We start from the raw sequence: 20466 nt of genomic DNA, 5'->3' as shown, positions 1-20466 counted from the left end.
TGCTAAAGCGTTTTCGAGCGAAGTGGATACCGGTTCGCGTGAAGAAAACGCGTCAAAACCAAATCATGAGCGCCGTTCCGATTTAATCGGAACGGCGCTCTGGCGATCAATCGAACTCGCGGCGGATCGGGCGGCGCTTGCCGACCTTGGGCGGAAACGCCAGCAGCGCGTTGGCCTGGACCCGGACCGGATGCTCGAGGCAGGCTGCGAGCAGGTCCTCGAGATGCGCGACCGAACCGTGGAGCCGGCACAGCGGCGTATCCTGGCCGAGCACGACGCGCGCCTCGACGAGATCGACGCCACGCTGCACGATCTCGAACTGCGCCAGATGCAGGTTGCAGTCGAACATCCAGCGATAGGTCGCATCGAGAATGCTGCCGGCCGGAACCTTGCGGCCATCGCGGTTGACGAAGGCGTCGTTGAGCCGGCCGTCGATGCTGGCGATCTGCGACCAGTTGATATCGGATGGCGCCGGATTGGCCGGCTGCGTGATGTAGTCGCCCTGCACGTAACGGATGAACGGCATCGCTTCGTTGAGCAGATTGGTGATCACGGCGATGCCGGACTGGCCGGGAGCCTGCGGCTCCATCGTGACGGGGTCGAGCACGTCGAGATGCACGGTGTCCTCGCAGACGTGATACTGGCCGCCGGGCATTTCGAGCGCGATCCGCGTCGCCTCCTCCGAGGAATATTCGTCGAGCACGGGCACGCCGAGCTGACGCGACCATTCCTGACGGGCAGCGCGCGAGGAATATTCCGAATGCGTCACCGCGAGATTGAGCGAGGAACGGAACTCGTCGACATGCGGCATCAGCGCATCGAGGCTCGACGGATACAGCGACAGGATCTTCGGCCCGAGATAGCGCAGATGCTGGGCGACGCGCGCCGGCGGGATCAGGTTCGAGATGAACGCGGTCGGATAATCGCCGCCGATCGAATCGAACCACCACGGCACGGTGTAGACATGGGCGAGCAGGTCCTCGGCGCGGTAATTGCCGCCGCTCTGCATCGCGAACTGGCGGACGCCCTGGATGGTGTCGGTGATGACGGCATCATAGTCGACGCGGATCAACAGGGTCTGGCCGGACGAGCCCGATGAGCGGGTCGGAAACAGGTTTTCCGGCTTGTACTTCTTGTTGACGCACTGGTCCGGGAAGGCCGCGACCAGCTCGGGCTTGGTGATGACCGGGATCTTCTGTATGTCGTCATAGTCGCGCAGATGCTCCGGCTTGAAGCCGGCCGCATCATACTTGGCGCGGTAGATCGGAATATCGCGATAGGCGAGCTCGACCAGCTCCTTGATGCGGGCGAACTGCCGCGCGCGGATTTCCGACACCGGCAGATAGGGATGCCGCATGCACTCGCCGAGATAGTTTTCGGTGGCCGCGACCAGCTCGGGTGCAGCATCGTTGGACGGCTGGAAGTCCGGCCGGGTGTGCTCGGTCTCCCAGAACTGGCGCTGCGGCACGGCGACCGGATCGGCGGGGACGAGGGACGCGGCCGCCTGATCGTGCTCCGGCACCAGAGCAAGGCCGTCATCGGAAGTGCTGATTGCAAGGGTGGACGTCATCTTCAGCTCCATGATTGACGGGGCACCGCCCGTTCATGGCGCTATCAATGGCGCGCGGCGCGCGTGGCCGCCGTGACGCGTGTCACACGCGTTCGTCCCCGATCACCGCAGCGTAACCCGCCCCACAAGACCGATTGCTCTACGTCGTTACTTGCCCCACGTCGCCTTCCTGATCCGCCCCTTGCCGCCGCATTTCTTGCAAGGCTCGGGATAGATTTTTCGTCCCGGCTCGCTCGGTTGCCTGACTTTGGGAAAGACTGTCCCGTTGCACGCGTCACACTTCTCTTCATCGGAAACAAGGTGCTTCACCATCGAACGTCCCGGATTGAAAAAATCCGAAGCCCGCGGGCGCGGGCTTCCGCCATCATTACGAACGGCGGCGGGTCGGTTTCAGCTGCATGGCAGCCCCGCTGCGGTGGTGCATTCGAGAGGTCGAGGGAACGATAACGGGACGACCGCCGTTATCACGCTCTCTTTTTTGAACGCCGCGTCACTTCACCTTGGGCGCCTTCTCGTGGCTCTCGAGTGCCGCCGTCATCAGCTTCGGCAATTGCGCGGCATAGACCTCGATGAAGGTGGCATCGCCGCAGCCTTGCGGATCGCGCGCGGCCTGCTCGGCGACGCGCGCGGCCTTGGCCTCGCATTTCGCGAACATGTGCCAGAACCAATCCGGACTCTTGCCGAGCGCCGGCTTGTGCTTCTTGATGACGGCGGCGCCGACCGCGCTCATCGCGTTGACGACGCCGGCGCCCAGCGTGCTGATGGCCCGCGCATTCAGGATATCCTCGCGCGATTGCGCGGTGGCGTTGCTCGCGGTCGTTCGTGCGGTCGTTCGTGCGGTCGTTCGTGCGGTCGTTCGTGCCTTGGCCGGCATGCTCAAGCTCCTTGTCGATCCCGTGTCGATCCCATGGCGATTCCCTGCAGCGGGCCGAGCATCGGCCGGGGAAGTTGAGGAAGGCTCAAGGGGCATGGTTGAGAACCGCTATGGATTTCATTCCGGTTTTATTCGCTTCCAAGCGATCAGGCCCCGAGGGGTTGTTGCCCCCTCCTCCGCCGCGAAATCTGTCAGCGGTCATTACCCTTTGGCGCCATAGCGGCCGATCAGCTGGTCGGCGACGTCGTCGAGATTGTCACCGCATCGCGCTCCTGTCGCCAAAGATGCGCGCGAACACCGGCTCCATGGTCTCGAGGTCGAGCAGGGTCTCGTTGACGTCGAACACGATTGGAGGAAGCGCCATTCTCGTCTCCCGTTAGGTTGGCATCTTTGTTTTGAGCATGATCTCCGCGCAAACGCGTACCGCGTTTGTCGCGAGGGAAAACCGCTACGCACTTTGCGCTAACGCGGCCCTCCGGGTCCGGATCATGCTCCGCCCTTGTCCTTCATCCGGCTGCGGTGCGCGGCCTGCTTGGCGCGGTTGCCGCAGATCGCCATGCTGCACCAGCGGCGCGCACGCGCCCGCGTGTGATCGGCAAACATCAGCGTGCAGGCCGGCCCCTCGCACGCCTTGATGTCTGAAAAGCTCTCCTCGCAGACCACCCTCGCCATCGCCTCGCTGATCGGCAGCAGCAGCGCTTCGGCCGAGCGCCAGCGCCGCGTCCGCTCCAACGCGAAGCCGTCATGATCGTCGTGACGATGCAGCACGATCCGGCTGAACGCCTGATCGTTTTCGAGCAGCCGGTTCAACGGCTCCAATTCCTTGAGCGCCCGCGGCGCCAGCGGCTTGCCCATATGCTTGCGCACGAAGCCGCGAAACCATTCGCGCAGATCACGGGCCTGACCGGCGACATCGTCGAGTTCGCCCGGCTTCGCGCGCGCCTTGAGCTCGTCGAGCACATCCGAAGGCACCAGCTTCGCCTGCGCGAGCCAGCGCAACAGGCCGTCGCCGTCGGCGATCCAGTCGACTGGCGTATCGACCGGGGTCGCGATCGAATTGATGAAATCGAGGCCCAAGCTATCGGCGATGAACATCGCGGGCGGGTGGGATTGCACGGTGACGTCCTCCTGGACGGCCTTTCGTCGTCGCCGCAGATAACCTGATTATAGCATGTTGACAAGTTACGCCCATTGGATCATAAGCGACGTAACCTATAAGATGGCACTTGATAGGTTACGAACGGAACTAGGGAGCGAACGATGTCGAACAAGGATGTCAGCGTGGTGCTTGCCCATGGCGCATGGGCCGACGGGTCGAGCTGGGCGCGGGTGATCGCGGCGCTCGACGCCGAGGGCATCACGGCGATCGCGGCACCGCTGCCGCTGACCTCGCTGGCGGACGACGTCGCCGCGCTGAACCGCGCGCTGGACAGGGTGGAGGGACCGGTCGTGCTGGCGGGCCATGCCTATGCCGGCGCCGTGATCGCCAAGACCCGCTCGCCGCGCGTCAAGGCGCTGGTCTATGTCGCGGCGCTGGCACCGGACGAAGGCGAGACCGTCGCCGACGTGTTCTATCGTGCGCCCCCGCATCCGTTTGCGCCCAAGCTCGCGCCCGACTCCAACGGCCTGATCTGGCTGCCGGAGGCCGCGTTCGCGTCGGCGTTCGCGCAAGGCGCGCGGTCCGAGGACCTCGCGGTGCTCGCCGCCGTGCAGCGGCCGATCTCGCCGGCTTGCATCACCGTGCCGGTCGGCCGTCCGCTCTGGAAGGACGTTCCGAGCTGGTTCCTGGTTGCCGAGGACGACCGGATGATCGCGCCCGGCACCCAGCGCAGCATGGCGGCTCGCATGAAGGCGACCATGCGGTCACACCCCGTCGATCACACCCCGATCGTCACGGCGCCGAAGCTCGTCACCGACTTCATCCGGGAAGCGGTCAGCGAAGTTGCCAAAAAGACCAAATCCTGACGTCGCAAAACTTCCCCGCAATCACGACCACAAGGAGTGACAGATGTCCCACGTCAAATACCGCACCGCCGATGTCGATGGCTTCAACGTGTTCTATCGCGAGGCCGGATCGCCAGGCGCGCCAAAGCTGCTTTTGCTGCACGGCTTCCCGAGCGCGGGACACATGTTCCGCGATCTGATTCCGCTTCTCGCGGACCAATTCCACATCGTGGCGCCCGACCTGCCCGGCTTCGGCCAGTCGGACATGCCGCCGCGCGACAAGTTCAACTACACGTTCGACAGCATCGCTGGCGTGATCGATCGCTTCACTGAGGTGATCGGCTTTGATCGCTACGCGGTCTATGTGTTCGACTATGGCGCGCCGACCGGCTTCCGCCTGGCGCTCAAGCATCCCGAGCGCATCACTGCGATCATCTCGCAAAACGGCAATGCCTATGAGGAAGGCCTCAGCGACGGCTGGACGCCGATCAAGGCCTATTGGCAGGATCCGTCGCCGGCGAACCGCGACGCGCTGCGCGCGCTCCTGACGCCGGACACCACGCGCTGGCAGTACACCCACGGCACATCGGATCCGGCAGCGGTGTCGCCCGATGGGCAGAACCTCGACAATTACTACATGACGCGGCCGGGCGCACATGACGTGCAGCTCGACCTGTTCGGCGACTACAAGAGCAACGTCGCGCTCTACCCAGCCTTCCAGAAATATTTCCGCACCCACCAGCCGCCGTTCCTCGCGGTGTGGGGCAAGAATGATCCGTTCTTCCTGCCGCCGGGCGCCGAAGCCTTCCGGCGCGACATTCCGAAGGCCGTCGTCAAATTCTTCGACACCGGCCACTTCGCGCTTGAGACCCATGCCGACGAGATCGCGTACAGCATCCGTGACTTCTTGAGCCGCTGACCTCGACGCGCACCGTCTACGCTCCTGTGACGCGCCAGATCACGTTGCCGACATCGTCGGCCACCAGCAGCGAGCGATCAGGACCGATCGTCACGCCGACCGGGCGGCCGTAGGAGACCTTCTCGTCGGGCGCGAGGAAGCCCGACAAGATGTCGCGCGCCGGCCCGGACGGACGGCCGTTCTCGAACGGCACGAACACCACCTTGTAGCCCGATAGTGTCGAGCGATTCCACGAACCGTGCTGGCCGATCACCATGCCGTCGGGGAAACCGGGCAACGTACCCTTGGGCATCCAGCACAGGCCGAGCGAAGCGGTGTGGCCACCGAGTGCATAGTCCGGCTGGATCGCCTTGGCGACCATCGCCGGATCCTGCGGCACACGATCGTCCGCCGTCTGGCCCCAATAGCAATAGGGCCAGCCGTAGAAGCCGCCGTCGCGCACCGAGGTCAGGTAGTCCGGCGGCGTCTCATCGCCGATGCCGTCGCGCTCGTTGACGACGGTCCACAGCACGTTGGTGGTCGGCTCCCATGCGAGCCCGACCGGGTTGCGCAGGCCGCCGGCGAAGATGCGGCTGGTGCCGGCTACGAGATCGAGCTCATAGACCGCGGCACGGCCTTGCTCGACCGCCATGCCGTTCTCGGCGATGTTGGTGAGCGAGCCGACGCCGGCATAGAGCTTCTTGCCGTCGGCGCTCGGCAGCAGGCTGCGCGTCCAGTGCCCGTCGGGCTTGAAGGTGACGAGCTTGCGTCCCTCCGCCGTGATGCGATCGGCGCCCGCAGTGTAGGGAAACGCGACCACGCCGTCGGTGTTGCCGACATAGAAGGTGTCGCCGATCAGCGCCATGCCGAACGGCTGGCGCAAGCCCTCCATGAAGGCGCCGCGGCTCTCGGCGACGCCGTCGCCATCGCGGTCGCGCAGCAACGTGATGCGGTTGGCGCTGACGCCGAGCGCCGCGGCGCGGCGCATCGTCGCCTGCATCGCATAGTGGAAGACGCTGCGCGGTGTGCCTGCGATTTGCGTTGCCTCCGCGATCAGCACGTCGCCGTTCGGCAGCACGTTGATCCAGCGCGGATGATCGAGCCCGGTCGCAAAGGCGTTAACCTTGAGCCCGGGGGCGGCTGCCGGAAGCTGGCCCTTGTCCCAGCCCCTGGCGGTCGGCATCTTCAGCGTCGGGATTGCGCCCTGCGATTTCGCCGCCGGAATCTGCGGTGCGTTGCCCCAGGCGGGCGCGGGCTGCGCGCCCTGCATCCGCCGCCACGCCACGGCGCCGGCCCCGATCGCCGCGACGACGCGGGCAAAAACTCCAGACGTGCTCATGAACTTCCCCTGTTATTCGCGCCCGTTATTGGGCCTTGTTATTGCCTTGCCGGCCGGCCGCGGCCCGCAGCAGCATTCGCATAATGCCGGCCCTGATGACAGTAGTTATACGATCTTCGCAGCCGCACTCGAATCGAGGAAACTGGCTGCACGCTCCCTTGTCAGAGCGTTTTCCTCCCTGAGACCTTGCCCGCCCCGGTCGGCGGGCTTCCTTTTACGAACCGCCCAGCCCGGGCGCAGCCTGCTGTGGACCGTTATAGCTAGAAAAACATAGCGATCCAGCGGATGCATGCGACCGGGCAGAGCCGGCGGGCCAATCTCACGGCGCAAGGCTCTTCACCAAATCCTGATCCCACCTCCGTGCAAATTCACCCTCGTGAGCTGCATGGCGGATCAGGAACGCCGCTCCGTGGCGGATGTTGGTGATGACACCAGCAAGGAGTGTATGAATGCAACGCAAGACCAAGACATTGTCGCTGGCCGCGGCAACGCTGATCGCAACGACGGCGAGTGCGTTCGCGCAGGGCTACTATCCTTATGGGAACCCCGGCCCACGGTACTATGGCGGCCGGCTACGAGACCTATCAGCCGCAGGTCATGTACAATGAACCCGGCTGGTATGGCGCGATGAACGGCAGCAACCATCCTGCACCGAGCTCGACGCAGGGCGACGTCGGCCCTGATGGGAACAACAACGGCACGCTGACCGGCGTCTACCGGCAGTGGTAAGCCACGCAAATTTGAAGGCCCGTCGCTCGGACCGAGCGGCGGGCGGCGGGCCTTTTGCAATTTCGGCGAACCGCCATCTGTGAACGACTCTCCAGAAATTTGGAGGACGATCACTTCACCATCGCGCCGTAGACGATGTCCTGCACATTCTCGCGATAATATTTGCGCAGCTCGCCGGGCGCGGCGGTTCCGACCACCACGACGAGGCGCTCCTTCGGATCGCAGAAGAACTGCGTGCCATAGGCGCCGTTCCAGGTGAACTCGCCGGGATTGCCCGGCACCGACGACAGCCCCTCGCTGGTGCGCACCGCGACCGCCAGCCCGAAGCCGAAGCCTGCGCGATGCGGCTCGACCGCGGCGACGTTGTTCTTGATCTCGGGCCCGAGATGGTTCGACGTCATGTGATGCACCGTCTGCGGGCTGAGGATGCGCCTGCCGTCGAACTCGCCGCCATTGAGCAGCATCTGCCCGAAGCGAACATAATCGCCGACGGTGGCGAATGAGCATGCGCCGCCGCAGTCGAACCTGGTCGGCGTATCGAGCAGCTTGATGGCTTGCGGCTTGCCGGTCAGCGGATCGTTGGGGAACGGCCGCGCCAGCCGCGCGCGCTGGACATCGCTCGGGTGGAACGTGGCCTCCTTCATGCCGAGCGGCTTCCAGACATTGGCGGCAAGATAGTCGCCGAGCCGCTGGCCGGAAACCTTCTCGACGACGGCGCCGAGCACGTCGATCGAGAGGCCGTATTCGAACTCGGTGCCGGGCTGATGCACCAGCGGCAGCTTGGTGATGCGATCGATGAAGGCCGCCGTGTCGCCCTCGACCGCCGGCGCGGTGCCATCGGGATAGAGCATGGCCAGCGCGCTCGAGCTGTCGGGCCGGCCGCCATACATCAGGCCGGAGGTGTGGCGATAGAGATCGTGGATGAAGATCGGGCGCGCCTGCGGCTCCATCGTCAACGAACCGTCGGCCTGATGCACGCCGACCTTCATGTCGGCGAATGCCGGATAGTACTCGGCGACCTTGGCCTGCAGCGGCAGCCGGCCCTGCTCCATCAGCGTGAGGCCCGCGACCGCCGCCATCGGCTTGGTCATCGAGGCCAGTGCGAACACGGCGTCAATCGGCATCGCCGTGCCGTTGACCGGATCGAGCTGGCCATAGGCCTTGAAGTGCACGAGCTTGCCATCGCGCGCGATCGCCACCACGGCGCCGGGCACGCGTTTGGCCGCGATCTCGCGCGCGAAGAAGTCGTCGAGCCGCGCCAGCCCCTTGTCGGAGAAGCCGGCCTGGTGCGCCGAAGCTTCCGGGAGCGGCGGCGCGGCGTGGGCAATGTTGAAGGCAAGACTCGTGGCGGCGGCAGCCGCAGCAATGACGATCTTTCGCATTGTTTCCTCACCGGGGATCGCGGGTTTGTTATTAAGCTGACCCGCACCTGTAGGGCTTAAATCACACCAGCAGGCGCGACAAGGCGTGGCGGCGCGCGGCCGCGTCACCGAGGCGCATGTCTCCTCTCGCGAAGAGCGGCACCTCGGCGTCGGCATAGTTGATGACGCCGCGCCCTGACGGCACCGCCGTGAACACCGGCAAGGTTGGCACCCACGATTGGAGACGCAGCGTGGAGTGAGCCGCGTTGCGCAATGCGGCGGCCGCTAGCGTCATCACCCTCTCATAGATCCAGCTGCCCCGTCGCCGGATAGACCACCGTCCCATCGCTCTGCACGACGGCGCCTTCGGTGAGCCGGGCGGGCTCGAGCCGACCCTCCCCCATGATGTGGACAACGCTCTCCCCGGCCGCGATCAGATAGTCGGCGACGATGCGGCGGTGGCAGCGCCACCACACCGCTTCGGAGCACATGATCGCGCAGCGCTGCCCGTGCCCCTCGTCGCGCAAATGCTGCAGGCCTGCGTGAAACTGCGGCGACAGCGCGTAGTCCGCGTAGTTGTGAAAGCTCTCGTTGCTCCAGAAGCCATTGACCGAAGGCGGCACGCTGCGCGCCTTGCCGCGTAGCCCGCCGAGATCGGCCAGATGCTCATACGAGATGCCGGCGGCCTTGAGCGAACCGGGAAGCGTGTCCTTGTTGAACTGCGGATTGGTTCGCGAGCGCGGCACCGTTCGGATGTCGACGACACGGTCGATGCCGGCCGCGGTGAGGGCGGCGACGAAATCCTCGAAACTGCGGTTCGAATGACCTATCGTGAAGAACGGAAGCGCCACGCCGCGCCTCTGCTACGCAGGATGGAGCGCGCTGCCCTTGTGGGCTGCGACATGATCGGTCTTGTCGCTCTTGATCTCGTATTGTGGATCGGCCTCCGAGGCGCGGTGCATGTGCCCCTTGTAATCGAAATCACGCGTGTGAACCCTGATGATGGTGCCCGAGACGTGGCCGGCCTCGGAATTCCAGCTGACGTGATCGCCGACCTTAAATCTCCTGGTCATTTTTCAAGCGTCCTTCGTGCGCGGGATGCCAAGGCAACGAGCTACCGCGGCAACAAAAGTTTCATCCAGGTTAAGTTCCTCGCATACCTAATGCCGGTTGCAGGATTCACCGATACTATACCAAATCTGCGGAAGACTCCCCGACTGTGAGCGGCATCGCTCCAAGGTTGTCGCGCGATATGCTAACGAGTTTGCCGCGTAAATTGTACGTTGGCGTTTTGGTTGGGGACCGATGGCCGCTCGTAAACTGCCGCAAGGGCAGGCCCTCACGCGGGTAGCGCGTCGACGCTGGAATGAGGAACGGTCGCTGCGGTGCGCCATCCGAATGGCCCGCATGGGGTACTGGGAATCACACAGTGCTACCGCGACCGATGTCTGGATATCGCCCGAATTCGCCTCGTTCTACGAGTTCAAGACGGTCGACGGCTTCATCCCCATCGCCACGGTGCGCGAACGCTATTTGCCCGAAAGCCGGAAGGTTCTGGAGGCGCACTACGCGGCCTGCTGGGCGGAAGGGCAGCCTTATGCGGTGCAGACGCGGCTGCGCAGGTCCGACGGCAGCGTGCTCGACTGCGTGGTGCATGGCGAGCCGGAATTCGACGCGCGTGGTCAGGTCCGGCGCGTGTCCGGCATCGTCCGCGACGTCACCGAGGAAACCGCCGCGCTGCGCCGCCTCGCGGAGAGCGAGCAGCGGCTGGCCGATTTTGTCTCTACCGCCTCGGACTGGTGCTGGGAGAGCGACGCCGCCCATCGGCTGCTGCCCTATCCCAAATCGCTTGCCGGCAACGCCGCCTTCCAGACGGTGGCCTCCGGCGGGAAGGCGCGCTGGGAATTGGCCTATGCGCCCGAGGACGCGGAGGCGATGGCGCGGCACCGGGCCGACATGGAGGCGCATCGCCCTTTTCGCGACTTCACCTATACGCTGATCGGCAAGGACGGATCGCGCGTCAGCATCTGCACCAGCGGCAAGCCGATCTTCGCCGATGACGGCAGCTTTCTCGGCTATCGCGGCACGTCCAGCGACATCACCCAGCTCAGAGCGGCCAAGGCGTTGCTCGACCAGCGCACGCGGGCGCTGGAGGAAGCCCAACGGCTCGGCAAGATCGGCACCTGGAGCTACCGGCTCGACACCGGCCGCACGACCTGGGCGCCCGAGCTCTATCAGCTGCTTGGTTTCGACCCCGATACGTTCGCGCCGACCGATGAGAACATCAGGCCACGTTTCCTGGGCGGCGACGCCGACCGCTTCCGCGAGGTGCAGAAACGGGTGCTCCGCACCCGCACGACCGAGGCCACGGACCTGCGCATCCTGCACGCCGACGGCACCGCTCGCGATCTGGCCGTCATCTGCAAGGCGGAGATCGCCCACGACAATGTCATCGGCATCATCGGCACCGTGCAGGACGTCACCGAGCGCAAGGAGGCCGAACGCCAGCTCGAGCAGCTCGCCTACAGCGACCCGTTGACCGGGCTTGCCAATCGCGCGCTGTTCACGCGCCAGCTCGCCGCCATGATCGAGGGCTGCGCCGTGGAAGGCCGCGGCGGCGCGCTGCTGCTGATCGATCTCGATCGCTTCAAGGAGGTCAATGATTCCCTCGGCCATGCCGCCGGCGACAAATTGCTGATCCAGGTGGCGGCGGCGCTGCGCCAGGATCTGGGGCCGCGCGCCTTCATCGCCCGGCTCGGCGGCGACGAATTCGCCGTGCTCGCGGAGGGACGCGGCATGTCCGACGCCGCGCTGACCGGACTTGCCAACCGGCTGATCGGCAAGCTGTCGGTCCCGGTCGATCTCACCGAGGGCGAGGCCGTCGTCGGCGCCACCATCGGCATCGCCCGCCTGCCGGAGCATGGCGCGACGGCAGAGACGGCCGTGCGCAACGCGGACCTCGCGCTCTACATGGCCAAGGAGGCCGGGCGCGGCCGGGCCCAGCTGTTCGAGCCGGTCTATGCCCAGGCGGTCGATCAACGGCTCGATCTCGGCCGGCATCTGCGCCACGCCGTGGAGGCCGGCACGCTCGAGGCCCATTACCAGCCGCAGCTCGACCTGCGGACCGGCCGCGTCACCGGCTTCGAGGCGCTGCTGCGCTGGACCCATCCCGAGCGCGGGCCGATCTCGCCGGCGGAGTTCATCCCGATCGCCGAAAGCTCCGGGCTCATCGTCGATCTCGGCCTGTGGGTGCTGCGCGAGGCCTGTCGGCAGGGCCGTGCCTGGCTGGATGCCGGGCTGCCGCCGCGCACCGTCTCGGTCAACGTCTCGCCGGCGCAGATCTGGAACGTGGATTTCGAGACGGCGGTCGCGGCCGCGCTGGCGGAGACCGGCTTTCCGGCGGAGCTGCTCTGCCTGGAGCTGACCGAAAGCCTGTTCGTGGATCATACCGAGCAGCGGATCAGCCGCACGCTGACGGCGCTCTCCGATCTGGGCGCCCGGCTGGCGCTGGATGATTTCGGCTCGGGCTATTCCTCACTCGGCTATCTGACGCGCCTGCCGTTCGATTGCCTGAAGGTGGACCGCGCCTTCGTCGATGGCATTTCCACCGCGCCGGAGAAGCGCAAGCTGCTCGGCGGCATCATCGCGCTGTCGCACGGGCTCGGCATGACCGTCGTGGCGGAGGGCGCCGAGTTGCCGGCCGAGGTCGACGTGCTCGGCGGGCTCGATTGCGACCTCGTGCAGGGCTTCGTGTTTTCCCCGCCGATCGCCGCCGACAAGGCACCGCTGGTTGCCGCCGGCATCGAGCGCGAAGCGTACCGGATCCAGCCGAGACGGAATCGGTACTAAGCCAGCACTGCCTGCGGCTTTCATGAAAGCAGCGCGTGCATTTGCGTCGAGCGGTTCAAGTCGAGGTGATGACGCCCAAGGGCTGGATCGAAACGTCCGTCTTCGCGCTTCGGGCTACGCCGGGATGAGCATTTGCGCGGAGCGATTGCGGGCTGCGGTAGCATCGAGGGGGATGGTGCCCAGGGAAAGAATCATACGCAACCACCGACACGACGAACCGCTGTTTGTCCTTCGTATGGTCGCGTGAGCGATTCACGGAAATAGGAGCCTTGCGCACCAGGACTTCGTCATTGGCCTCTCTCAAGGCGCCTTGCCCGATCCGACATCGACGCACGGGGCGGCTCGACGACGATAATGAGTTCGGCTGGCGTCTTGCCATCACGATTGTCAAAACCATGCGGCAAATCGGCATAGCATGAGCAGCTATCGCCTGCCTGAAGGTCTGCGATATCGTTCCCGAGGGTTACGCGAACCGCACCCGCCACCAGATATACGTGCTCTATCGTGCCCGGCGCGTGAGCAGGAAAAGGCCCCGACAGCGTTCGCGGCGGCACCACATACCGCAAGAACTCGACTTCGCTGCCCGCAACAGTAGGCACGAAGCGATCGCGCTTTGCGCCGGTGCCCGACTCGACGAGCCACTGCCGCTCTGCGGCTTTCACGACGCGCAGTCGGGCCGGCTCCCGGCTCTCGACCAACGCTGAGAGCGGCATCTCGAGCGCCTCGGAAAGCGCAGCAAGCGTCGAAATCGTCGGTGATTTGGCGGCGCGCTCCACATCCGAGATCATCGAAGAGGAAACACCGCTCCGGCTCGCGAGCGCGCGCACGGTTAGGCTCATCTCCTCCCGCCGTCTACGAAGGGCCTGGGCTATCCGGATCAAAACCTTGTCTTCTATAGAGGACAAATATTGCCATTCCTATTTTTATAGTGGATAAATCTCCTCCTGTCCGCAATAGAATACACGTATTCGCTTTCGTGGACAAAAGCTGGAGTTTGATTGTGGGTGTCAGAGATTGGCGAAATGACGGGGTGAAAGTGGTGCGCGCAGCCGAGACTTTGCAAGAAGGCCGGGCGACTGCGTTTGATTTTACGGGTACGGGCGGCGCTAGGATTTGGATGGGAACGGTGACCCTGCCTCCAAATGGACGAACCGGCGCTCATCACCACGGGACACACGAAGTCGCGGTCTATGTAATCAAAGGCCGGAGCCAAATCCGGTGGGGCGAACAGTTGGAGTTCACGACGGAAGTCGGCGCTGGCGACTTTGTCTATTTTGCTCCGAACGTGCCACATCAAGAAATCAATCTCGACCCCGGTCAGCCCGTGCACTTCGTCGTCGTGCGCAGCGACAACTCGGGGATTCGCATCGACCTCGATATCGAGCCTTTGCCACAACCGGAGACAGTATATTGACGGTCTCCATTCAGGGGCATGTAATATCATCGAGCCGGGGTGTCCACGACGGTCGGACTGAGATCAAACCCGTAGAACCTGCTTGGGTCATGCCAGCGAAGGGAGCAACGAGTGAGCGTCGTCCGAGGTCCAATGCTGGATCGTCTCGATCAACTGCGATCCGACAAGTCGAAGGCAATGCATGTCGGCGTCAACCGCGCAAACGAGCGAGCTGTTCGGTTCTGGTCAAAGCTAGGCTTCGAACAATTGCAACTGGAGGATGATCGTTCGAGCAGAACCATTTGGATGGGCGGCTCTTGAGAGTGCTTCGTACGAGATCGTGCTCGAGCGTGGAAAAGCGAAGCGTGGTGCCCAGGGAGGGAATCATACGCGACCACCGACACGACGAACCCCTGTTTGTCCTTAGTATGGTGGCGTGAGCGCTTGGCATGATGGCGGAGGTTCGCGGAGATGAGGGAATGGTCTTGTCTTGACTGATCGGCAAGCCTCCGGAGCGGCCTTTATCGACAGTGCCGCAACGGCCAAATCGGAGAAACCGAGGACGTCCGGGAATTGAGCGGCGACGAGCCGGAACTATCTCCGTAGACAGATCAGGAACGGAATGCCTAGGCACGACTTAGATTTATGAGATCGTCGCTCGCCGTCAACTACACGCGCATGTCGCGAACAGCCAGAAGTCCTAGAGCTGGACCCGCGTGTTCTCAAATGCAAGCGTTCGCGCAGATAGCCAAGAGTCCGGCCTCGAGTTCCGTTGAATGAGCAGCCGTGCTCGCAGACGGAAAGCGGGAGGGCAGGCGCTTTTCTCTGCCAAAGGAGACTTCGCTATGCCCGACCGCATTGACATAGATCGCAAGCACTGTCGAGCGATTCTTAGAGTCATTGGGCAGCAACTGCGCGCGTCGCTGAAGCTTGAGCCGGAACAACCGGAGAGTCTCAAAGCGCAAATCGAACGGCTGCGGGAATTGGAGGAAGGCTCACCAAATCGTTCCCGTTGATGAGGGGGAAAAGGCCGCTGAAGCCAGCTGGAGGCAGGCCGCAAGCTAGCCACAAGAGCCGCGTCATCGCGATCCAGCCGTCGCACGCTCCGTGATACGGCGAACGAGTAGCGTCGTTCCGAGGTATTTCAGCAACCGCGGCAGATAGTCGTTAGCTTGGCAGCTGTCCGAGCTTCTTCTGCTGCAAACGGGTCCTTGTATGGAGGCCGCCCTGCGTCGCTTTCAACGATTGCGGGCTTTTCCAATTTCGGAGGATAGGCCGCGTCGTAGCAGGCTAGGCGTGCGGTCGTGCCTCCGATGGCGCGACAGTCCGGTCCCTTAGCGATGGCGCTTTGCACACATGTGATCAAAACCAACACTGCAATAATACTTCGCATCGAATTTCCTTTTTACGCATATGGGCGATTAGCGCATGCTTACGAAACCAAAATCTACTTCCAGGAAGGCCACTCCCATCCGACACCTTCCGAGAAGAGCCAACGGGCATAAAATGTCATTTGTCCCGTCGTAGGCTGCTGCATTGATCGTTGCGCCACCATCTCGCAGAAATCGAGAGTTAGCTGCATGCTCCGATCTTTCGGCTCGGCGCCTCCGTAGTTGTCCAGATCTTTCTCGGCTCAGGCGGAGCGCCCGCCAGTCTTCATTGCTGAAGAAGCAGTGACGCAAAATAGATATCAAGGCATCGCATCGAATTCAGCAGGCACCCTACCTGCTCGAAAGAACACAGTCGGCTGGTCGTCGTAGTCGCCCGTCTCGGTATCCGAGCTTGTCGAGAAGGCAACGACGCCTGCCTTGCTCAAGGCAAGTCTTTCGGCAGTTCGACGCGCACGTTCCTCGCTCCCGCACGCGATTGGCGCACCAGCCTTTAACTGATCACCTTTCGCAGGGTCAAAGGATTGAACGAGAAAGTGCGTCTGGCGCGACATCATGACCGCTCTTCAGGACCGTGATCCATTTTCTACCGATGAGCTATGCATTTCCTGACGCACAGTCTTGGTCGGACCAATTGAGCTCAGATTGACGCACCTGCGATTCATCTCGATTCGGCTTCATCGGTTGGCGTCGCGCGTGCCTCGGCTTCGTTGGCGCACAGAGTCGAGCCGGCGTCATTCCGATCTCATGAAGCACGAATGGCAATCTCGGGGCGCGCAATCCTTGACCCGGCTTGCTGGTACGCTCGTCAACTCTTTGTCGCTGAGTTTGCGAGCTCCGTTTCGATCCCGGTGGCACAAGCCTTGGCGAACGAATAATCCATGCTCGTGGACGCCACATTCTTCACGATTTCGCTGACGACGTTCTCCTTGGAGTAAGCGCTTGCCGCCTTGAATTTGGCGAGAGCGCCGTCCGTGGCTGTAAACTGGGCGACGCAAAGCGGCACCAGAACAGACATCCGGCCGCTGGTCTCCGCCGTGGTGCGCATGATCCTGGCGCTTTCCCCCGTGACCCAACCGCCCCATATAAATCCAATCGCCATGGTCGCCACCGCGCCGAACGCGATTCCTTGAAGGAAGCGGGTCCGTGCCTCGCCTTGCAAGATTGCAGGAAGTTTCATGAAGGTCGCCTTTCTTGAGCGCGCGCAGAGACGCACCTGCGACGCTGACGCGCCGTGATAAACACAATGTTATGATTGCGCCTTCCGATGGCAGGTGAGCTGCTGCTACGACGACTGGCGGCGACTTCGGAAGTCGCTGCTTCATGGGCAGCTTCGAGGTGAGCATTTTGCTGACCTGTACACGGACGCTATATGGCTCACTTGATGGTGTAAAGGGAGTTCTGTTCTGCGGCGGGCTGCGCGCGCAAATCGGCACTCGTGTCGTGAACACTAATGGTGGCGTTCTGCGTACGCACAGCGCGCCATGGCTCCCTTAGGGTGGTCCTTCACGCGGCGCCTCTGTTTGCAGACCGGTGCGACTTTAAACTGCGCAAGCGTTCGTCGAACGTCGCAAAATTCTCGGACGAACTGCCAGGGAGGAATTGCGACGGTTGGCAACTCCCACTGCTTATCGGATAAAGTCCTCGACGATTGGCCCGCTTTACGAAGCAACGATGATGGTCCGCTTGTCGCTCATTTGCGGGAGCAACGTCACGGTATTAGCAGCTGACATTTCGAGCACTGAAAGCTGCTGGTCTCCGGATCAATGCAGGCAAATCCGGCCGGCACATGATCGGCGCGTGTAGCAGTGTCCCCCCTCACATAGGCGTAGCCATCAGCCTGTGAGAGCCGTGCCACGTCCAGCCTCCCACAACGTGGACACTCAAGGTCTACGGTCCATTCGTCGCGCGTGGTCATTCGTGGCTTTTCGGGACGGAACCACGCGACCCCAGCTCATCGGCCTGGCCAGAATCAATGAATTCCTGGGCCTGCGCCTTGGTGGCGAAGGTGATGAGTCCGTTGCCGACCACACCACCCTCGAGGAGTTCCGCCACCGCGTATTTGCCGCCAATCGAGGGGCAAGTCGTCCAACCGATGCGGTCTTTCATTCATCGAGTATGCGCCGTGGCCGGTCAACATACCAGCCCGAACCTCACCACAATCGAACCGACCCATCGCCTAGGTTTGAGGAATGCTTGGAAGTCGGCTAGCTTGGCACCATCACCGATCCTGTCTGGGCATTTCCGGTGACAGAGAGACGCTACAGCGCTCCCGCCTAATTCGGGAGCAATTGCATGCGTAGGTACTTTTTCGATCAGCGCGAAGGTGATGAGATGATTCCCGACGAACAGGGGATAGATCTCGTTTCGCTGGAGGCTATGCAGCACGAAGCGACCTTGGCGCTGGCACACTTGGCCAAGGATGAAGTTCGACGCTGCACCATCGATGCTCCCGCACGCCGTCTTGCAATCAACGTTCGTGACGAAGGTGGACCGGTTTTACGGGCGACGTTCACCTTCGAGATCAGACGTTTCCAGTAAGGCCCTCTTGCTCGGCGCGAGCGGTCGGCCACCGCCCGATGCGGGTAATAGAGCTATCACAGTAGTCAAAAGCGGGAGAAACGGTGCGGCGACCACCGGCGGCCAACCAGGCGAAGCTGTGAAAATGGACGCTTCTCGTCTTCTTTGGCGGGAGCGCACTTCACTCTCAGTAACCGATGGATGCCGACCAACGGGCGATTATGGGGCACCATGACGCGTCCGCCGGCGGAAATAGCGAGCGCTTTGAGGCGTTCCAGGCGCGACATCGGACCGCAAGAAAGCGGTAGCTAATGCCGCTGAAAGAGCGCATGGTCGTTTGTGGGCAAGCCGACATTGGCGCCCGAGCATTGGCAAAAGGCGGGCGTACATGAAAACTCGCTCGCGACGGGAAGTCGTCACCTTTAAGCATTCGTTTCAGATCAGAGGCATCGATCACCCTCTCCCTGCCGGACGCTACGAGGTCATCACAGACGAGGAGATGATCGAAGGCCTTTCCTTCGGGTCTTATCGTCGCGTTGCGACCATGATGATCGTGCCGGCAGCCTCGCACGGCGCCAGGATGGAGATGTTTTCCATCGGCCCGGTCGATCTGGCGGATGCACAACGGATCGACGCGAGCTTGCCGGATGACTGACGAGCCGCTCGATCTCGATAAACATCGCGGGATGGCGGCGCAGAAAGCGACGGAAATCCGCCGCGCAATGACGGATGTCGAGAGCCGTGCGCGGGAACTGCGCGAACGGCAAAGCGTGCTGGAAAGCGGACTAATGTCGGTCGCCGCGACCTCTTGGCCGGAAGCGGCCGCCAAGGCACGCTACGTGCTCAACATCTACGCGGCGAGCCTGTCGCCTGCAGATACAAGGCATCGCGATCTCGTCGCGGCGATTCTTGCGGATTTTGCCCGGCTCGACGGGCAGGGCTGAGGCCATGCCGGCTTCGGCCAACGGCAACGGATTAGTCGCATGGCACTTGAACAAGCCTGCTTCACCAGTTTCGAGTACGACCGCATGATCGTGCGGTTCTCGATGCGCGACGGCGCGAAGGTCATCCCCTGCGCGATCTCGACCTCCGCAATGGATGAGCTGGAAGGCGCGGGACGCGCAGCATCGAGCGAGCGCGAAGCACAGTTCATGCGACTGCGAGCGCGCGTTGAAGCGCGCGCCGCCGTCAAATACATGGCGGGCGAGTTCGAAGGTGTGCCCGCCGGGATCATCCTGAGAAGCATCGACTTCAGGAAGCCGAAATAGTCGCAGGCCAACGAGGAAGTGAAAGACAAGGGAGATCACGCTTGAAGGGCGACATAGTCAACAGTGATGGCGTGCACGTCGCCGTGGTGATCAATTCCGCTATTTTCGACCTTAAGGGCCGGAAGCTTTACGATCTGAAGGGCAGCAGAATTTACCGGCTGTCCGGTGAACTGGTCGGTCACCTCAACGAAACCGGCGGCTCCCTACGACGGCTCGACAAGTCGACGGACAGTTTGTTCCGGTAACTTCCGCATGGAGACGTCGTCGCAGGAACCGGAATGACACCCGGACGTTTGACGAAGGTGGCGAGAGATCGTGAATCGTAAGGCCGCCGCCAGCGATGCACCAACACACCGAGGCCTAAGCCGAGGTCGTGTCTTGACCCGTCTCATACCTTAGGGAGGATCGAATGCCAGGGACGATCAGAGACCGAGTCTTCCGTCGCCAGAGCTCAAGCGCCGCGGCGCGAGAAGCCAACAAGATGTTCCGGAAGGTGGAGGCCGCGCCGAGCGAGCACGCCAAGGCCGACAAAGCGTTCCACGCCAACCGCGAGCGTCTCAAAGCCGAGCGATTGGCGCGAGAATCCAAGCGTCCCGCCAACCCGCCGATAAGGCCAGCTGGATGACGTCGCATCATCGCGAAGCGAGGCAGGCGATCGTTCGCGAATGAGACCACTGGATCAAGACGCAGCCGCTTGATGGAAAAGCCTGCGCGCGCGACGCGCGGCGATTTTTCCTCGAGATCAAAGCCAGACGCGAGCCAACATTGCTGGATTTTCGGTCGGGCGCAGAGGACAAATGGCAGATCGTCCATCAATGGCTCGCGGCGGAGCAGCGGATCTTAAGCTAAGCAGTTGTAATCAGGCTGAGAACCGAAAGCGATAAGGGCCGCCAGTTGCAACGATCTTACCGCTTCGTCTCGCTTCTGTCGAAAATGAGAGCGGCTTGGAATACACGTCCAACGACGGTTCTCACCTCAACCGAGAGGTCCGGTCGATCGTCCAGAGTGGCGAGGTCACGCGCCAGGCCTGCCAGCGATTCTGACCCGACTTCAGCTTCACGCTGCGTTGCAAACTCCATCCCTTCCTCATCGGGATAGATTCCGTTGTCGTCTCTGATGTCGAAGTAGTCGCGGATCATCCGCGTTTCCTTTCGGCGGCAACAGATGGCATGCGGATTTCGTTCCTCGCATCGACACGGTCAGACTTCTGCTCCCTCGCAATGCTTTTTCAATGGCGCTGGTTGATGGTGTGGACGGCCCCCTACGGCATCAGTGTGCCAGAATGAGGTTGTGCAATCTCAAACGAGGGGACCGTCCGTGAAGCAGATTATCC

General features: G+C 62.8%; 24 protein-coding genes. 11 read left to right on the top strand and 13 right to left on the bottom strand.

The window, feature by feature from the left end; genetic code table 11:
- Positions 1 to 106 precede the first annotated feature (106 nt).
- From AC628_RS21890 to AC628_RS21880, 3 genes are all read right to left on the bottom strand, one after another.
- On the bottom strand, positions 107 to 1570 hold the full coding sequence (locus tag AC628_RS21890; RefSeq protein ID WP_143201736.1) for a phenylacetate--CoA ligase family protein: 1464 nt from the start codon (positions 1568 to 1570) through the stop codon (positions 107 to 109).
- Between the two features lie 490 nt (positions 1571 to 2060).
- Positions 2061 to 2444: a hypothetical protein gene (locus AC628_RS21885; RefSeq protein ID WP_074128814.1), complete on the bottom strand. Its 384-nt coding sequence runs from the start codon at positions 2442 to 2444 to the stop codon at positions 2061 to 2063.
- 486 nt (positions 2445 to 2930) lie between these two features.
- On the bottom strand, positions 2931 to 3539 hold the full coding sequence (locus AC628_RS21880; protein ID WP_074128813.1) for a CGNR zinc finger domain-containing protein: 609 nt from the start codon (positions 3537 to 3539) through the stop codon (positions 2931 to 2933).
- Positions 3540 to 3704: 165 nt separating this feature from the next.
- On the opposite strand from AC628_RS21880, the gene AC628_RS21875 reads away from it, so the two are divergent.
- Together AC628_RS21875 and AC628_RS21870 are read left to right on the top strand one after the other, a co-directional pair.
- Entirely contained in the window at positions 3705 to 4409 is a 705-nt protein-coding gene (locus tag AC628_RS21875; protein ID WP_074128812.1) for an alpha/beta fold hydrolase, read from the top strand.
- A gap of 43 nt (positions 4410 to 4452) precedes the next feature.
- On the top strand, positions 4453 to 5307 hold the full coding sequence (locus tag AC628_RS21870; RefSeq protein ID WP_074128811.1) for an alpha/beta fold hydrolase: 855 nt from the start codon (positions 4453 to 4455) through the stop codon (positions 5305 to 5307).
- Positions 5308 to 5323: 16 nt separating this feature from the next.
- Here the strand turns inward: AC628_RS21870 and AC628_RS21865 are convergent, their stop codons facing one another.
- Positions 5324 to 6625: a PQQ-dependent sugar dehydrogenase gene (locus AC628_RS21865; protein WP_074128810.1), complete on the bottom strand. Its 1302-nt coding sequence runs from the start codon at positions 6623 to 6625 to the stop codon at positions 5324 to 5326.
- 537 nt (positions 6626 to 7162) lie between these two features.
- Here AC628_RS21865 and AC628_RS21860 point away from each other — a divergent pair.
- Entirely contained in the window at positions 7163 to 7354 is a 192-nt protein-coding gene (locus tag AC628_RS21860; protein ID WP_349510127.1) for a hypothetical protein, read from the top strand.
- Positions 7355 to 7464: 110 nt separating this feature from the next.
- Here AC628_RS21860 and AC628_RS21855 read toward each other — a convergent pair whose 3' ends face one another.
- The 4 genes from AC628_RS21855 to AC628_RS21840 form a co-directional block, all read right to left on the bottom strand.
- Positions 7465 to 8736: a serine hydrolase domain-containing protein gene (locus AC628_RS21855; RefSeq protein ID WP_074128809.1), complete on the bottom strand. Its 1272-nt coding sequence runs from the start codon at positions 8734 to 8736 to the stop codon at positions 7465 to 7467.
- A gap of 61 nt (positions 8737 to 8797) precedes the next feature.
- Positions 8798 to 9010, bottom strand: coding sequence for a hypothetical protein (locus AC628_RS21850; protein WP_074128808.1), 213 nt, complete (start codon positions 9008 to 9010; stop codon positions 8798 to 8800).
- Positions 9011 to 9017: 7 nt separating this feature from the next.
- The gene (locus tag AC628_RS21845) at positions 9018 to 9566 is read right to left on the bottom strand and encodes a DUF488 domain-containing protein (RefSeq protein ID WP_074128807.1); all 549 of its coding nucleotides are present in this window, start codon (positions 9564 to 9566) and stop codon (positions 9018 to 9020) included.
- Between the two features lie 12 nt (positions 9567 to 9578).
- The gene (locus AC628_RS21840; RefSeq protein WP_074128806.1) at positions 9579 to 9788 is read right to left on the bottom strand and encodes a hypervirulence associated TUDOR domain-containing protein; all 210 of its coding nucleotides are present in this window, start codon (positions 9786 to 9788) and stop codon (positions 9579 to 9581) included.
- Between the two features lie 334 nt (positions 9789 to 10122).
- Here AC628_RS21840 and AC628_RS21835 point away from each other — a divergent pair, with 334 nt between their 5' ends.
- On the top strand, positions 10123 to 12564 hold the full coding sequence (locus AC628_RS21835; protein ID WP_143201735.1) for a bifunctional diguanylate cyclase/phosphodiesterase: 2442 nt from the start codon (positions 10123 to 10125) through the stop codon (positions 12562 to 12564).
- Positions 12565 to 12851: 287 nt separating this feature from the next.
- Here AC628_RS21835 and AC628_RS21830 read toward each other — a convergent pair whose 3' ends face one another.
- Positions 12852 to 13445 (bottom strand): helix-turn-helix domain-containing protein, encoded by a 594-nt coding sequence (locus AC628_RS21830; RefSeq protein ID WP_283806637.1) that lies wholly within the window; start codon positions 13443 to 13445, stop codon positions 12852 to 12854.
- Between the two features lie 95 nt (positions 13446 to 13540).
- On the opposite strand from AC628_RS21830, the gene AC628_RS21825 reads away from it, so the two are divergent.
- Both AC628_RS21825 and AC628_RS44130 read left to right on the top strand, forming a co-directional pair.
- Positions 13541 to 13978 (top strand): cupin domain-containing protein, encoded by a 438-nt coding sequence (locus AC628_RS21825; RefSeq protein ID WP_245321266.1) that lies wholly within the window; start codon positions 13541 to 13543, stop codon positions 13976 to 13978.
- An 824-nt stretch (positions 13979 to 14802) separates the two neighbouring features.
- Positions 14803 to 14973, top strand: a complete 171-nt coding sequence (locus AC628_RS44130) for a hypothetical protein (RefSeq protein WP_168193421.1) — start codon at positions 14803 to 14805, stop codon at positions 14971 to 14973.
- A gap of 674 nt (positions 14974 to 15647) precedes the next feature.
- Here the strand turns inward: AC628_RS44130 and AC628_RS21805 are convergent.
- From AC628_RS21805 to AC628_RS21795, 3 genes are all read right to left on the bottom strand, one after another.
- Positions 15648 to 15899, bottom strand: a complete 252-nt coding sequence (locus AC628_RS21805; RefSeq protein WP_074128830.1) for a hypothetical protein — start codon at positions 15897 to 15899, stop codon at positions 15648 to 15650.
- A gap of 254 nt (positions 15900 to 16153) precedes the next feature.
- The gene (locus AC628_RS21800; RefSeq protein WP_074128829.1) at positions 16154 to 16525 is read right to left on the bottom strand and encodes a hypothetical protein; all 372 of its coding nucleotides are present in this window, start codon (positions 16523 to 16525) and stop codon (positions 16154 to 16156) included.
- 734 nt (positions 16526 to 17259) lie between these two features.
- Positions 17260 to 17454 (bottom strand): hypothetical protein, encoded by a 195-nt coding sequence (locus AC628_RS21795; RefSeq protein ID WP_074128803.1) that lies wholly within the window; start codon positions 17452 to 17454, stop codon positions 17260 to 17262.
- 186 nt (positions 17455 to 17640) lie between these two features.
- Here AC628_RS21795 and AC628_RS21790 point away from each other — a divergent pair, with 186 nt between their 5' ends.
- From AC628_RS21790 to AC628_RS21770, 5 genes are all read left to right on the top strand, one after another.
- Positions 17641 to 17886, top strand: coding sequence for a DUF6894 family protein (locus AC628_RS21790; RefSeq protein ID WP_074128802.1), 246 nt, complete (start codon positions 17641 to 17643; stop codon positions 17884 to 17886).
- 367 nt (positions 17887 to 18253) lie between these two features.
- Positions 18254 to 18520: a hypothetical protein gene (locus AC628_RS21785; protein ID WP_074128801.1), complete on the top strand. Its 267-nt coding sequence runs from the start codon at positions 18254 to 18256 to the stop codon at positions 18518 to 18520.
- Positions 18513 to 18809: a hypothetical protein gene (locus AC628_RS21780; protein ID WP_074128800.1), complete on the top strand. Its 297-nt coding sequence runs from the start codon at positions 18513 to 18515 to the stop codon at positions 18807 to 18809. The genes AC628_RS21785 and AC628_RS21780 overlap by 8 nt, the downstream gene beginning before the upstream one ends.
- Before the next feature lie 39 nt (positions 18810 to 18848).
- Positions 18849 to 19133, top strand: coding sequence for a DUF1488 family protein (locus AC628_RS21775; protein ID WP_074128799.1), 285 nt, complete (start codon positions 18849 to 18851; stop codon positions 19131 to 19133).
- Positions 19134 to 19174: 41 nt separating this feature from the next.
- Positions 19175 to 19378 carry a hypothetical protein gene (locus tag AC628_RS21770; protein WP_074128798.1) on the top strand — a complete coding sequence of 68 codons (204 nt, stop codon included), beginning with the start codon at positions 19175 to 19177 and terminating at the stop codon, positions 19376 to 19378.
- A 660-nt stretch (positions 19379 to 20038) separates the two neighbouring features.
- On the opposite strand, the gene AC628_RS21755 is transcribed toward AC628_RS21770, so the two are convergent.
- Complete coding sequence (locus tag AC628_RS21755) at positions 20039 to 20272, bottom strand: DUF6894 family protein (RefSeq protein WP_074128796.1); 234 nt, start codon at positions 20270 to 20272, stop codon at positions 20039 to 20041.
- Positions 20273 to 20466 lie beyond the last annotated feature (194 nt).

It is taken from the genome of Bradyrhizobium sp. NAS96.2, assembly GCF_001908235.1.
Taxonomy (GTDB): domain Bacteria; phylum Pseudomonadota; class Alphaproteobacteria; order Rhizobiales; family Xanthobacteraceae; genus Bradyrhizobium.
This window is presented reverse-complemented; position numbering and strand designations above follow the sequence as displayed.